This window comes from Nocardia sp. NPDC051052, assembly GCF_044456045.1.
In the GTDB taxonomy this organism is placed as follows: domain Bacteria; phylum Actinomycetota; class Actinomycetes; order Mycobacteriales; family Mycobacteriaceae; genus Nocardia.
On sequence record NZ_JBITFL010000009.1, the window covers coordinates 307994 to 321642 of the forward strand.

Sequence of the window (13649 nt, forward strand, 5' to 3'; positions counted from 1 at the left end):
GATGACCGCAGGCTTCGCCGTCCAGCGGGAAGTTTCCCTGCGGAAGCGAATGCCGCTGCGCCACTTCCGGCAGCTGCACGGCCCCGAGGCACGGAATTTGTTTCACCGGGCGCCGGAGCCGTTCGGCGACGACTACACCGATCGAGAATTACTGGCCGTCGCGCTGGGCGCGACGCTCTACGCGCCGGCCACCCGGCCGGACCTGGCCTTGACCATCAGCAAACGGGCCGAGCGCGGGGTGTGCTCGATGGTGATCGATCTCGAGGACGCGGTCGCCGATCACGAGGTCGAGTTCGCCAAGCGGCAGACCGTTGACGCGCTGAATCTGCTTGCGGCCAATGGGGATTCGAATCCGTTGCTGTTCGTCCGGGTGCGCGACGCGGACACGATCACCGAGATCGCCGAGCAGCTGGGTGCGGGCGCGTCGGTGTTGACCGGATTCGTTTTCCCGAAGTTCGACAGCACGACGGGACCGAAATATCTGAACGCGCTGAGCGCGGCGGTACGGCTGCTCGACCGCCCGATCTATGGGATGCCGGTGCTGGAATCGGCGGGGCTGGTGCACCGGCAGACCCGGGATCAGGAACTGACCCAGATCGCGGAGCTGCTTGCCGAGCATCGGGAGCGGGTGCTCGCGGTGCGGGTCGGCGCGACCGACATGTGTTCGACCTTCGGCATCCGGCGCGACCGCGACCTGACCATCTACGACGTGCGGGTGGTCGCCGATGTCATCGCCGACATCGTGAACTACCTCGGGCGTACAGATGGGACCGGGTTCGTGATCACCGGACCGGTCTGGGAGTACTTCGCCGATCACGAGCGGATGTTCCGGCCGTTACTGCGCACCGCGCCGTTCGAGGAATCCGACGCGGTGCCGTTCCGGCAATACCTGGTGAGCCGGGACCTGGACGGGCTGCTGCGGGAGATCACCCTCGATCGGGCCAATGGGATCCAGGGCAAGACGGTGATCCATCCGTCGCATGTGGCTGCGGTACACGCGTTGTCGGTGGTGACGCACGAGGAGTACTCGGACGCGCTGGACATTCTGCAGGTGGATGTCGGCGGCGTCGCGGCGTCGGGGTATCGGAACAAGATGAATGAGATGCGGCCGCACCGTAGCTGGGCGCGGCAGACGCTGCTGCGGGCGCGGGTTTTCGGTGTGGCCAACAAGGGAGTTTCGTTCGTGGATTTGCTGACGGCGTTGGTGACGGTATGAGCGGCGCCGCCCTCGATGTTGTCGGAATTCCCTGGGCGACAAAAACTCTCGGTCTACGGCTGGATCATGCGGCGTCGTACGGCGTGGCCCGGCCGGACAGTGCGTTGCCCGCTGAGCTGGCCATCGCGGAGCTGATTCAGCCTGGGCTGCGGCGTAATCCGAAGCGAGTGCATCTGCTGGTGTCCACGGTGCTCGGTAAACATCTGCCGACCGACCCTCGGGTGGTGCTCGACGGTGCGAATCGGCTCGGTGATCTGGTGCGTGAGGTGCTCGGCGGCCGCGAGGCGCTGGTGCTCGGGTTCGCCGAAACCGCTACCGGACTCGGTCATTGCGTCGCGGCCCGAATGGATGCGGTCGGCTATCTGCATTCGACGCGGCGCGATGTCGACGCGGCGGAAACACTGACCGGGTTCGAGGAGGGGCACTCGCACGCCACCTCGCATCAGCTGCAACCGATGCCCGCCGATATCTTCGTCAACGATCTGCCGCTGGTGCTGGTCGACGACGAAATCTCTACCGGCGCTACCGCGCTGGACGCGATTCGCGCGCTGCACGCGTTCTCGCCACGCTCGCAGTATGTGCTGGCCTCGCTGGTGGATATGCGTTCGGCGGCCGATCGCGTCGCCTTCGAGCAGGCGGCGGCGGAGTTGGGCGCGAGCATCGACACTGTCTGCTTGGCGTCGGGCCACACCGTGCTGCCGGACGGACTGGTGGACGCCGTTGCGGAGCTGCCCGAGCCTGTGCTTAACCCGGTTGCCGCGCAGCGTGGTTCGTTCGCGCGGATCGATCTGCCATGGCCCGCTTCGGTACCGGAGGGCGGCAGGCACGGGGTGCTGCGTTCGGATTACACCGCATTCGACGCGGCCGTCGGTGCGGCGAACGACGCGCTGCGGTCGCGGCTCGACGCGGAGTTCGCCGGTCGGCCCGTGATCGTGCTCGCGCACGAGGAGCTGATGTATCTGCCGCTGCGGTTGGCGGCGGAGCTGGCCGATTCCGGCACGCCTACTCGGTACCAGACCACCACCCGGTCGCCGGCGTATGTACTGGATGAGCCGGGCTATCCGCTGCGTCGCGGATTCCGTTTCACCGCACCGGAATCCGGGCAGGAACAGCCGCGTTATCTGTACAACGCGCACTGGGCGGCGGAATTCTCCGGTCAGTCGGAGCAGCCTGTTCGGCCCGCCGCGGTCGATCCGGTCCTGGTGGTCGTCATCGATCCGCCGGCTGACACGGCGGAACTCGTCGCGGACGGCGGGCTCGTCGACGTACTGACGGCCTCCGGAGCGGATGTGCTGGTCGCGGTGCTTCCCGGCGCCGATCCGCGCAGGCTGCGCGCTGAACGCGGCGCGACCACGCTCCCCGAGCCGCTGCACGGTCCCGCGTTCGGATCGTATGCGGCCGAGGAGGTTTCCTGGCTGCTGAAGGACCTGTCCGAGGTCGACCTCGAGGCCGACGTGGCCGACCGGGAACGACGCATCCAGTCCGGTGCCGCGCACTACGCGGAGTCCCTGCCGATCGAATACCAGCCGGACGCCGCCTACCGTTCGCTGTTCGACGAGGTACTCGCCGACAGTGCCGAGCGGCTGGCGCTGGCCGTGGCGACCGTCGCGGAACTCGTGGTGGCCGAGCGCGGCGACGACATCGTGCTGGTGTCGCTGGCCCGCGCCGGTACGCCGATCGGCATCCTGATGCGACGGTGGCTGCGCTCCGGGCGCGGCGCCGACCTGCCGAGTCTCGAGGTGCCGCACTATGCGGTATCGATCGTGCGCGATCGCGGGATCGACGCGGTGGCGCTGGATTACCTTGCACGGCATCATGATCCGGCGTCGATCGTGTTCGTGGACGGCTGGACAGGTAAGGGCGCGATCACGCGGGAGCTCACCGAGGCCCTCGACGCCTATCACGCGGCGGGTGGCGCCCGGTTCAACGGTGAGCTCGCCGTGCTGGCCGATCCGGGCCACTGTGTCCGCACCTATGGCACCCGCGACGATTTCCTGATTGCCTCGGCCTGCCTGAATTCCACCGTGTCCGGCCTGGTTTCCCGCACCGTGCTCAACGACACGTTGATCGCGACCGGCGAGTTCCACGGCGCCAAGTACTACCGTGAGCTGGCGGGCGACGATGTCTCTCTGCGCCTGCTCGACACGGTCAGTGCCGCGTTCGACGCCGTCCGCGACCGGGTGCCCGCGCAGGTGGCGACCGTTCGGGACAGTGACCGCACGCCGACCTGGACGGGCTGGGCCTCGGTCGAGCAGGTGCGCGCCGAATACGGCATTGCCAGTGTGAATTTCGTGAAGCCCGGGGTCGGCGAGACCACCCGGGTGCTGTTGCGGCGGATGCCGTCGCTGGTGCTGGTTCGCGACGCCGAGGCGCCCGAGCACGCGCACATTCGTCTGCTCGCCGCGGCCCGCGGCGTGCCGGTCGAGGTCGTGCCCGACCTGGCCTATTCGTGTATGGGACTGATCAAGGACGTGCAGCAGACATGATGGAGCTACGCAGGCGTCGAAGACACACGCTGGTCGCCACCGACCTGGATCGAACGATGATCTACTCGCGCAATGCTTTCAGCGCGAACACCGACGTACCGACCGTCTGCGTGGAACATCTCGAGGGCGCGCCGCTGTCGTTCATGACGACGGCGGCCGCGCTGCGCATGCAGACCCTCACCGAGCCCGCCGCGGTCATTCCCACCACCACGCGCACCATCAAGCAGTTCGATCGCATCCAATTGCCCGGCGCCCCATGGCATTACGCCATCACCAGCAACGGCGGCAATATCCTCGTCGACGGCGTGCCCGACCTGCGCTGGCGCATCGACATCGACGCCAAGGTCCGCGCGGGCGGCGCGACCCTGTCCGAGGTCACCGCCGAACTCCGTACCCGCGTCGACGATTCGTGGGTCACCAAGTTCCGCGAGGCCGACGACCTCTTCTGCTACCTCGTCGTCCGCCCCAAAGAGGTCCCGGCCGGCTTCCTCGCCGAGTGGGACGCCTGGTGCCGGGCCCGCGGCTGGTCCGCCTCCCAGCAGGGCCGCAAGATCTACTCGATGCCCGACGTCGTCTGCAAGAGCCACGCCGTCGCGGAGGTCCGCCGCCGCCTCCTCGGCTCCGGCGAACTTGCCACCGAGGCAAGGACTTTCGCGGCGGGCGACGGCGCACTCGACGCCGAGATGCTGCGCGCCGCCGACTACGCCATCCGCCCACGGCACGGCGAACTCGAACACCTCAACTGGACCCATCCGAACCTCACCATCACCCGCGCCACCGGCATTCTCGCGGGCGAGGAAATCATCAACTGGTTCATCAAGGGCTCACCGACGGCTGAATAGGCGTGAATTACTACTGACCCGACGCACCGGCTGTCGGGTAGGCCGGAAACGGCGTCCGGGCCGACAATGGCTCGGTGCGGGTACTGGTGACGGGTGCGAACGGATATCTCGGCGGTGCCGTGGTCGAGGCGTCGCGTGTCGACGGTCATGATGTGGCGGGACTGGTGCGTCCCGGGCGGACGCGCGTGCCGCACGGGGTGCTGGTCGCCGATCTGCTCGACACCGAGTCACTGACCGCGGCTCTGCGGGAGGTCGACGCGGTGTGCCATCTGGCCGGGCTCACCCGCGTTCGCGAATCGTTCGCCGATCCGCTGCGCTATTTCGAGGTCAATGTCGGCGGCACGGTCTCGCTGCTGCGGGCGATGGCCGAGGCGAAGGTGCGCGGGCTGGTTTTCGCGTCCACCGCGTCGATCTATGGCACGCCGGAGCGGCAACCGATGTCGGAGGAGCTGCCGGACCGTCCGCCGAATCCATACGCGGCGAGCAAGCAGGCCGCCGAATCGGTGATCGCCGCACAGGCGGCGACCGGACGTCTGTCAGCAATAGTCTTACGGCTGTTCAACATTGCGGGTGGCGCCGATCGGGATCCGACCAGGATCATCCCGCGCGTTCTTTCGGTGGCGGCGGGTGACAGTCCTTGCCTGGCGATCAACGGTGATGGCACCGCGGTTCGCGACTATGTGCATATCGATGACGCCGCAACAGCTTTCGCCGCGTCGCTCACGCACCTGCCCGCCCCTGGTTCGTGTCGGCGGTACAACATCGGCAGCGGTAATGGCACCAGCGTGAACGAACTGGTGGCGGCGGCCGCGCGGTTGACCGGCCGGGCCATCTCCGTCGAGCATCTTCCCGCGGTACCTGAGCCGCCACGGCTGGTCAGCGACAGCAGCCTGGCGCGCACTGAATTACATTGGGAGACAAGAAGCTCCGATATCGAGACGATTCTGCGCGATGGGTGGACGCAGACCGGGGCGCCGAGCTGCCCGCGGTGATCATGGCCTGCGGTCGCGGGCCCGATTGAGCCAGTCGAGGCCGTCGCGCAGGGTCGGCGAGCGATCGCTTCGCGGCTGCTCCCGGTAGGCGCGATTGTCGTATCGTGCCTCGGGCGGCGCGGACTTACGCAGGTAATGGTCTTGTTCGGACCGGTCGCGCGGCGGGTTGGGGTCGAAGTCGCGGTCCCGCGCACCGGGGTCCCGTGGTTGCGCGGTCCCCGGGTGCCCGAGGTTGTTGAGGAAACGGTCGAGGTACGAATTGTCCTCTTGGCGTTGGCCAGAAGTATTCGACCGAGCCGCCGCCTTCTTGTCCGGCGCGAACGGAACCCCGGTGGACAGCGCACGCAGCCCGAGCGTGAGCATCTCACCGAGCATGCCGATACCGATCGACAACGTGATCGGCTTGGCGTCGTGATGCATCCCCATGGTGGCGCCGAGCAGACTGATCCCGAAACCCGTTGCCACCGAGGCTCCCCAAATAACAAGGGTTTTCACGGTATATCGCTGCCAGAGATGCCCATCGCGTTCGAACAACACGGTGGTGGTGCCGCGCACGGCACCGAACGCGATGCCGACCACCCCGCCGATCACCAACCAGACGATGTCGATCCCGCTGAGGTCCTCGACTTTGGTCACGCTGTACACGCCGATTCCCACCAGGATCAATGGCGTCACGAACGTATCCCGCGCGTCCACCGGCTCTCCCATGAACCGTTTCACGATCAACACGATCGCCCCGGCGATGATGACCAACATCAAACCGACACTCATAACGCCTCCCAGCGAGAAGTCCTGCCGGAAAACTAACGCCGTGCCGCGGCTCGCTGAGTCCGCCGAACGGATGATCCGGGGGAGGATTGCCAGGTCCGACCGCCGGGCTCAGTGGCCCTGCTGACCGCCGAGCTGCTGGGCGATGATGCCCTGCAGGCGTTGCAGGCCGGTCGGGGTGATGCCGCTCTGGATCTGGCCCTCGATGGTGCGCACCAGCATGGCGTCGCTGAGCACCTTCTCGCTGGATTGGATCAGCACGGTGCCCGCGCCGGTGAAGTCGAATTGACGTTCCTCGCCGGAGTTGACGCCGAAGCGGGCGGCGCCCGCGGCCAGGAAGCCGGAGATCCAGCGCTGGTCGTAGTGATGGCTGGGGGAGGGGCAGTCGGCCCAGCCGACCAGGGCCTCCGGGTCAACCCGCAGCGGCGGCTCGGCGAACATGACCGGGCCGTTGGAGGAGGCGAGGAACTTGCCGGTGCCGAGCAGGGTGAGAAAGCCGGGCACGATGGACTGGTTCAGCGACAGGCCCGGCTCGAACGCGAGCAGGTTGGCGGCGCGGATGGTGAGATTGCCGTTGTCCTCGAGGTCATAGGAATTGATGTCGTAGCCGCGGTCGCCGATGATCAGTTTCCCGTGCCCCTCGGCCACCACATAGTCGCCGGCGAACAGCGGCGCCGAGAATTGCTGCGCCACCATGTGCAACAGCCCGCCCTGCAGGCCGTGGGTGAGCAGCTGGAATCGCATGTCGCCGTAGTAGGCGATCATCGCGCCTTTGCGCATGAACCATGGCTTGTTCAGGTCGATGCAGTAGGCGTAGCTGTTTCCCGGAAGATTGTCGCTCTCACCGAGATTCATCGGATTCAGGATTTCCGGCATGGTCACAACTTCTCTTCCGAGGCCTGCACGTACACGACACCCTGTCCGACACAATGCAATTGCATGGCTTCGCCGGAGCCACGCCCTACCGCGTCGCGCCAGCTGAGTGCCGTTTTCAGTTCAGTCTGCACATTCCCGTATGCGGCGACGAACGCCTGTGGGTCCACCACGATCGGATCAGGCCCGCCCACGGGCAATTCCAGGAACCCGCCGTGTGCGAGCAGCACCGCCGATCCTTGCCCGGACAGTTGAGTGGTGAACATGCCCTGACCGGTCAGCGCACCGGTCGCGGCACCGCGTAACGCACCCATCAACCCGCCGCCACCGCCGCCACCCGAACTCATCACCGAGACAATGGAACTCTGTAATCCGGCGGTATTGGCCAGCAGCCGGGAAGCCTCGACCCGCAGCGTCGCACCCGGTTGCATCTGGACCACATGGACTTCCAGTCCCGCGAATCCGTAATGCACCTCGCCGGTGCCCTGCGCGAGCATGGTGCGCTCGTGCTCACCCGCCATCATCCGACCGGCCACCCGCATCAGCCCGCCGCCGCCACCCATGCCCTGACCGCCCGGAACCTGGTGCGGCGCAAAGGAAACATCGCCGGTATAGAACAACATCGCGCCGGTGCGGGCGGCCACGCCACCCGCCATTCCGACATTGACCTTGACTACTTTGCCGTTGACTTTCTCGAACATCCGCTCGCCCTTACCGTTCCGCCGGCTGGATCAAGACCACGCCCTGGCCGTCCCAGCGCAGCGAGAACGCCTCGCCGGCGTCCTGGCCGACCAGTGTGCGCCACGAAACATCGGTGACGAAGGACTGATTGAGGTTGCCGCGCGCCGCGACGAACGCGTCCGGGTCGACCACCAGTGGGTACTGCGGCGACACCTCGAGGTGGATCAGTGGCCCGCCCGCCGACAGCAGCGCGACCTGCCCCTGCCCGGTCACCGTGGTGGTGAACAAGCCGGCCCCGGTCGACGCCCCGCGCAGCCCGGCGAATCGTACGTCGGTGCGCAGGTTCCCGGCGAACGCGAGCAGTTGCTGGGATTCCACCTGCAACGTCTCGTTGTTCAGGTTGACCACAGTGACGTGCTGGCCGTTCACCGCGAAGAACACCCGGCCGTTGCCGGAGCATTCCATCAGGGCGAGTTTCTCGCCCGTCGCGCGGCGCTTGAGCCCGGCGAGCACGCCGTCGCCGCCGCCGAAACCGGCGGCCTTGAACTGCACGTTGCCTTCGTAAGCGACCATCGAGCCGGAAATCGCGTGGAGACTGGTCCCGGCGAGATGCGCCTCGATCACCTTCTTGGATTGTTCGAACAGTTGCGCCATGAGGGTGTGCTGCCTGCTGTCTCGATCGCCGAACTTGGAAAAACGCCACATTCCAACTGCGTGCCGTCACATTAACTGATGGCCCCCAAGAACTGCCGGGGATCATCGACTCGTTTACCGGAACCGTCACCCGAGCGTTTCTCGTAGAGTGGCATTCGAACGCACCGACAAGCGAAGGGTCTAACTTGTCCGCAACACTCGCCAAGGGCCAAAACGGTCCGCTGGCCACGAACGACGTGGTGGTCTCCATCCAGCTCACGGCGCCCGCGGATCTGTCCGCACTATTGGTCACCGAACAGGGCAAGGTCCGTACCGACGCGGACTTCGTCTTCTTCAACCAGCCGAGCGGACCTGGGGTCAACTTGCAGCCCGCCCCCGCCGGGCAACCCGCCTCGCTTGCGGTGTCGCTGAACGCGGTGCCCGCCGATATCGCGCAGATCCGCGCGGTGATCACCCTCGACGACGCGAACAGCAACTTCGGCCGGTTTCCCGCGCCCACCGCGATCGTGTCGGACGCGACCGGTAATCGGTTGTTCGAGTACCAGATCGAGGGTTTGAGCACCGAGTCGATCGTGATCGCGCTGGAGCTGTACCGCCGTCAGGGCAGCTGGAAGGTGCGCGCCGTCGGCCAGGGATACGCGGGTGGTTTCGCCGCGCTGGTCACCGACCACGGCGTGACGGTCGACGACTCGCCGGCCCAGCCGACGCAGCAGGCGCAACCCGTCCATCAGGCCGCGCCACCGCCGCCCGCCTACCCGGCCCAGCAGCCCCCGGCCTACCCGACGCAGCCCGCGCCGAACTACCCGCCGCCCGCGTACCCGGCCCAGCAGAATCCGCAGGGCGCGCCGACCGGTGGCTACCCGCCGCCCGGACCTGGTTACCCCCCGCCCGGCCCCGGCTACCCGCCCCCGCCCGGCCCCGGTGGTTATCCGCCGCCCGCGCAAGGTGCTTATCCGCCGCCCGCGCAGGGTGCTTATCCGCCGCCAGGGCAGCCGGTGCCGCAGCAGCCGCCCGCCGAAGTGAGCCTGAGCAAGGACCGCCCGGTCAGCCTGACCAAGGGCCAGCGGGTCACCCTGCGCAAGGAGGGTGGTGCCGCGCTGACCTTCGTCAAGATGGGTCTCGGCTGGGATCCGGTGAAGAACCGTGGCATGTTCGGCAACCGCACCGTCGACGTGGATCTGGACGCGTCGGTGGTGATGTTCGCCGATACCAACCCGGTGGACGTCGCCTACTACGGCCAGCTGACCTCCAAGGACGGCTCGATCCGGCACCAGGGCGACAACCTCACCGGTGAGGGCGAGGGCGACGACGAGGTGATCCTGGTCGATCTCACCCGTATTCCGGCGCACGTGAGCACGCTGGTGTTCATCGTGACCTCCTACAAGGGTCACACCTTCGAGCAGATCCAGAATGCGTTCTGCCGCTTGGTCGATGGCACCAATAACGCCGAATTGGCCAGGTACACACTGGCCGGCGGCATGCCGTTCACCGCGATGGCGATGGCCAAGGTGTTCCGGGTCGGCAACGACTGGAAGCTGCAGGCGATCGGCGAGGGCTTCGCGGCCAAGCACCCCGGCGAAGCCGTGCCCCACCTCGGCCGGTTCCTGCAGCACGCTTGATCGACGTGGCGCGAACAGCAAGGCAGACAACGTGATTCAACTGAAGCCCGGTCAGAATATGCCGCTGACCGGTGATGTCGTTCGGTTCGGGGCGAAAGCCGAGGCGGCGCTGGATGTTTCGGCGCTGGTCGTGGCGGAGAACCTCAAGGTGTTCAGCCCGGACGATTTCGTCTTCTACAACCAGCCGAGCGCTCAGGGCGTGCGGCTGGACGCGGACCAGGTGACCATCACGCTGCCCGGGATACGCGGCGACGCCAAGTCGGTGCTGCTGGTGGTCAGTGCCGACCCGGCCGTGCCGGGGCGGCCGGGCGGCCTCGGCACGATTACCGCGACGCTGTCCGAAAACGAGCAGGTAGCAGCGGAATTCGTGATCACGCCGTCGTCCGGCGAGGCGGCGCTGATCTGTCTGGAGGTGTACCGCCGCGGCACCGACTGGCGGCTGCGCGCCGTCGGCCAGGGCTACTCCGGCGGGCTCGGGGTGCTGCTGACCGCGCACGGCGTCGAGGTCGAGGACGATCCCGCGGACCCGTCGGCGCAAACCGGTTCGGCGGCGCAGACCGGCGACGTGCCGCAGCCGAGTGCCACCCGGCAGCCAGGCCCCGGCGTGCACACCATGGCCGGGTCGATGGCGAGCGACGCCCGCTCCGCCGGGGCGGCACCGCTGGAAGTCGGGCACGGCCTGGAACGCCTGTGGATGATCTTCGAGGACGCCGCCCGCTCGGCCGCCGCGCTGGTCTCCGCCCGCGACTACGCGGCCAAGCGCCTCGATCACGAAATGTCGGTCGCCGTCTCGGATCCCGCGACGCGCAACACCCCGGCCGCCGATGCCGCGCGCCGGGCCGCCGAGCAACGCAGCGACGAGTTGATCGCCACCGCCGAAAGCAACCATCAGCGCGACAGCGCGCAGCTGGTGCGCGAGCTCGCCGACGCCGACCTGATGCTGCCGCCCGCGCTGGCGTCCTGGGACTCACCGGTCTGGGACAAGCCGATCAGGCCGAGCGACGGTATCCGGCTCGGCGAGCTGTACGCCCGCGAACGCGGGACGCTGCGGGTGCCGTATTGCGTTCCGGTACCGCTGAATCGGCCGCTGTGGATCGATACCGAGTCCACCCGCGCGGTGGCGCCGGTGGTGGGCGCGCTGCTCGCGCGGCTGCTCACCTCGGCACCCGGTCGGCGCACCATGGTCGACATCATCGATCTGACCGGGGCGTTCAGCGGCTTCACCGGACTGCTCGCGCCGGTGCTGAACGGTCCGCCGATCACCGACCACGCCGACATCTCGGAGCGGTTGCAGGCCCTGGTGCAGGCCGCCGAGCTGGCCGAATTGGCCTTCGCCAGCGGCATGGGCAGTCCGCCCACCGAGCATCGGATCCTGGTCGCCGCCGATTTCCCGCACGGCTACCAGAGTTCGGACGCGCAGCGGATCGGTTCGCTGATCATGCGTGGCGACCTGATCGGGCTCTCGACGGTGATCATCGGCAGCGACGAATCCGACTCGGACGACAGCACCGTGGCGATGCTTTCCCAGTCCTGCAGGCACCTGCCGACCATCGACGGGACCCCGCTGTTCGATCCGTGGACCGGCAGCCCGTGGCAGCTGGATCTGGACCTGCTGCCCCAGGAACCGGCGCTGCTAGCGCGTTATCTGCGCACCCACTGACTTGGATTCGCGGCGTTCGCTACCCCGCCGGGGTTGCCCGCGCTGCCGCCGCCGGGCCGGACGCTCACGCCGCTGGCGTCGCCGACCCGCGAGTGCCACTCGCGGGTCGGTGCCACCCGGGGCCGCAGCAGCTCGGGCAGCCAGGGCAGCAACGGATCCGGCGCCCGGTCGACTACGCCGCCGACCGGGTCATCGACGTAGTCGCGGCGCACCAGATCCTCGTCGGGCCGATAGATCTGCCGAACGATCAAGGCGCACAACGCGATCACCGCGAGGTCGCGCAGCACCACGGTGCCGGTGAACCACTGCTCGGGCAGGCCCTTCTTGTCGAGGCCGAGGTAGTAGAACATCCGCGGCGCCCAGACCAGCGCGTCGATCGTCATCCAGGCCAACAGGATTCGCCGGTGCGGCAGCGCGAGCACGGCGATCGGCACCAGCCACAGCGAATACTGCGGGCTCCACACCTTGTTCGTCAGCAGGAACGCGGCAACCACCAGGAAGCACAGCTGCGCGAGCCGTGGGCGTTGCGGCGCGGTGAGCGCGATGTAGCCGATCACCGCGCACGCGGCGACGAAGACCAGCAGCGACACCGCGTTCAGGATGACCGGCTGTTGCTCGTGGCTGAGCGTCCCGTCGAAACCGGGCCAGCCGGTGAACGAGGTGATCACGTTGTAGATCGAGTCCGGGTCGGCGTGCCGGGAGGTGTTGAGCCGGAAGAATTCCCGCCACCCGTTCGGATACAGCGCGGCGATGGGCAGGTTCACCACCAGCCAGGTGCCCAGCGCGGCCCCGACCGTCACGGCGGCGGCGCCGAGCGGCCTGGTGCTGAGTAGGTGGATGCGATACGGGGTTTCGCGGAGCCAGTCCCGCGCCGTCGCCCAGCCGTCGATATCGCGCAGGCGCAGCCCGAGCTGGGTGCTCGGCAGCCGCTGCATCGGATCGGCGCGCAGGCACAGCACCACGATCGGGCCGAGCAGCAGCAGCGGATACAGCTTGGCGGCGCCGCCGAGGCCGAGCAGCAGGCCCGCGAGCACCGGGCGTCGGCGCGCCCAGGCGAGCAGGCCGGTCGCGGCCAAAGCCGTTGCCAGCGCGTCGAAATTGGTGAAGATGTGCACGATCACCAGCGGTGAGCAGGCGACCAGCGCCGCGTCCCACACCCGGCGCCCGGCCAGCTGCGCGGTCGCCCACACGGTGACCAGCCAGGCCAGCGCGAGGCCGAACGCGACGACGTTGAAGTAGATCACCACCTGCAGCGCGCCGGGCAGCGGCGACGCATCCCAGGCTTTGGCGATCCGCATCGAAAGGTATTGGTACAGACCGGATAACACCGGATATTCCATGTACCGGGTTTCCCGGCCACCGTCCGATGTCTGTTCGGTCCACTCCTTCTTGTACGGGAAGGCACCCTCGTTCAACCGTTCCGCGCCATACAGCGGCACCGTGTCCGAGTAGCACATCGCCACGTATTGACGGCCGTTGTTCCAGTCGAGCGAGAGCGATCCGTCCGCGCCGGTCTGCTGAATGCAGCCCGCCTTGCCGAACCAGCCGAACGCGAGGAACACCACCGTGAACGCCAGCAGCACCCGCATCGGCGTCCAGAACCGTACCCGCCCGATCAGCGCGTGCTCACCCACCGGACCCCCGATGACGGTGGACAACTGCGCGGTGAGCGAATCATTGCGACTGGGCCGATCCCGTGCGTCGGCCGACCGCAGATCCGGCGCGAGCGGCCCGGGGGCGACATAGTGCGCCCCGCCGGAAGACGCCCCACCCGTTTGCGGCACGCTCCCGTTCGTTCGCTGGTCCACCAGTTCCTGATCGGTCACGGCACCCGACGCTACCTTGAGTTCGGCTATGG

11 protein-coding genes are annotated in these 13649 nt (G+C 67.7%); 6 read left to right on the forward strand and 5 right to left on the reverse strand.

Annotated features, from left to right (window positions below):
* The first annotated feature begins 1 nt into the window (after position 1).
* The 4 genes from ACIBCN_RS30060 (at position 2) to ACIBCN_RS30075 (ending at position 5536) form a co-directional block, all read left to right on the forward strand.
* On the forward strand, positions 2-1216 hold the full coding sequence (locus tag ACIBCN_RS30060; RefSeq protein WP_396995067.1) for an HpcH/HpaI aldolase/citrate lyase family protein: 1215 nt from the start codon (positions 2-4) through the stop codon (positions 1214-1216).
* Positions 1213-3702 (forward strand): phosphoribosyltransferase, encoded by a 2490-nt coding sequence (locus tag ACIBCN_RS30065; RefSeq protein ID WP_396995068.1) that lies wholly within the window; start codon positions 1213-1215, stop codon positions 3700-3702. The genes ACIBCN_RS30060 and ACIBCN_RS30065 overlap by 4 nt, the downstream gene beginning before the upstream one ends.
* The gene (locus tag ACIBCN_RS30070) at positions 3699-4544 is read left to right on the forward strand and encodes an HAD family hydrolase (RefSeq protein WP_396995069.1); all 846 of its coding nucleotides are present in this window, start codon (positions 3699-3701) and stop codon (positions 4542-4544) included. The genes ACIBCN_RS30065 and ACIBCN_RS30070 overlap by 4 nt, the downstream gene beginning before the upstream one ends.
* A 74-nt stretch (positions 4545-4618) precedes the next feature.
* A complete protein-coding gene (locus tag ACIBCN_RS30075) occupies positions 4619-5536 on the forward strand; it encodes an NAD-dependent epimerase/dehydratase family protein (protein ID WP_396995070.1) in 918 nt (305 codons plus the stop codon).
* Here the strand turns inward: ACIBCN_RS30075 and ACIBCN_RS30080 are convergent, their stop codons facing one another.
* The 4 genes from ACIBCN_RS30080 to ACIBCN_RS30095 all read right to left on the reverse strand — a co-directional run bounded on the left by ACIBCN_RS30080 (position 5537) and on the right by ACIBCN_RS30095 (position 8512).
* The gene (locus ACIBCN_RS30080; RefSeq protein WP_396995071.1) at positions 5537-6307 is read right to left on the reverse strand and encodes a hypothetical protein; all 771 of its coding nucleotides are present in this window, start codon (positions 6305-6307) and stop codon (positions 5537-5539) included.
* Between the two features lie 108 nt (positions 6308-6415).
* The gene (locus ACIBCN_RS30085) at positions 6416-7180 is read right to left on the reverse strand and encodes an AIM24 family protein (RefSeq protein ID WP_396995177.1); all 765 of its coding nucleotides are present in this window, start codon (positions 7178-7180) and stop codon (positions 6416-6418) included.
* 2 nt (positions 7181-7182) lie between these two features.
* Entirely contained in the window at positions 7183-7878 is a 696-nt protein-coding gene (locus tag ACIBCN_RS30090; RefSeq protein WP_396995072.1) for an AIM24 family protein, read from the reverse strand.
* 10 nt (positions 7879-7888) lie between these two features.
* The gene (locus tag ACIBCN_RS30095) at positions 7889-8512 is read right to left on the reverse strand and encodes an AIM24 family protein (RefSeq protein WP_396995178.1); all 624 of its coding nucleotides are present in this window, start codon (positions 8510-8512) and stop codon (positions 7889-7891) included.
* 185 nt (positions 8513-8697) lie between these two features.
* Between ACIBCN_RS30095 and ACIBCN_RS30100 the strand changes: the two genes are divergently transcribed.
* The gene (locus ACIBCN_RS30100) at positions 8698-10131 is read left to right on the forward strand and encodes a TerD family protein (RefSeq protein WP_396995073.1); all 1434 of its coding nucleotides are present in this window, start codon (positions 8698-8700) and stop codon (positions 10129-10131) included.
* Between the two features lie 31 nt (positions 10132-10162).
* Complete coding sequence (locus tag ACIBCN_RS30105; RefSeq protein ID WP_396995074.1) at positions 10163-11791, forward strand: TerD family protein; 1629 nt, start codon at positions 10163-10165, stop codon at positions 11789-11791.
* Here ACIBCN_RS30105 and ACIBCN_RS30110 read toward each other — a convergent pair.
* Entirely contained in the window at positions 11773-13617 is a 1845-nt protein-coding gene (locus ACIBCN_RS30110) for a glycosyltransferase family 87 protein (protein WP_396995075.1), read from the reverse strand. The two genes, ACIBCN_RS30105 and ACIBCN_RS30110, sit on opposite strands and share 19 nt — an antisense overlap.
* Between the last annotated feature and the right edge of the window lie 32 nt (positions 13618-13649).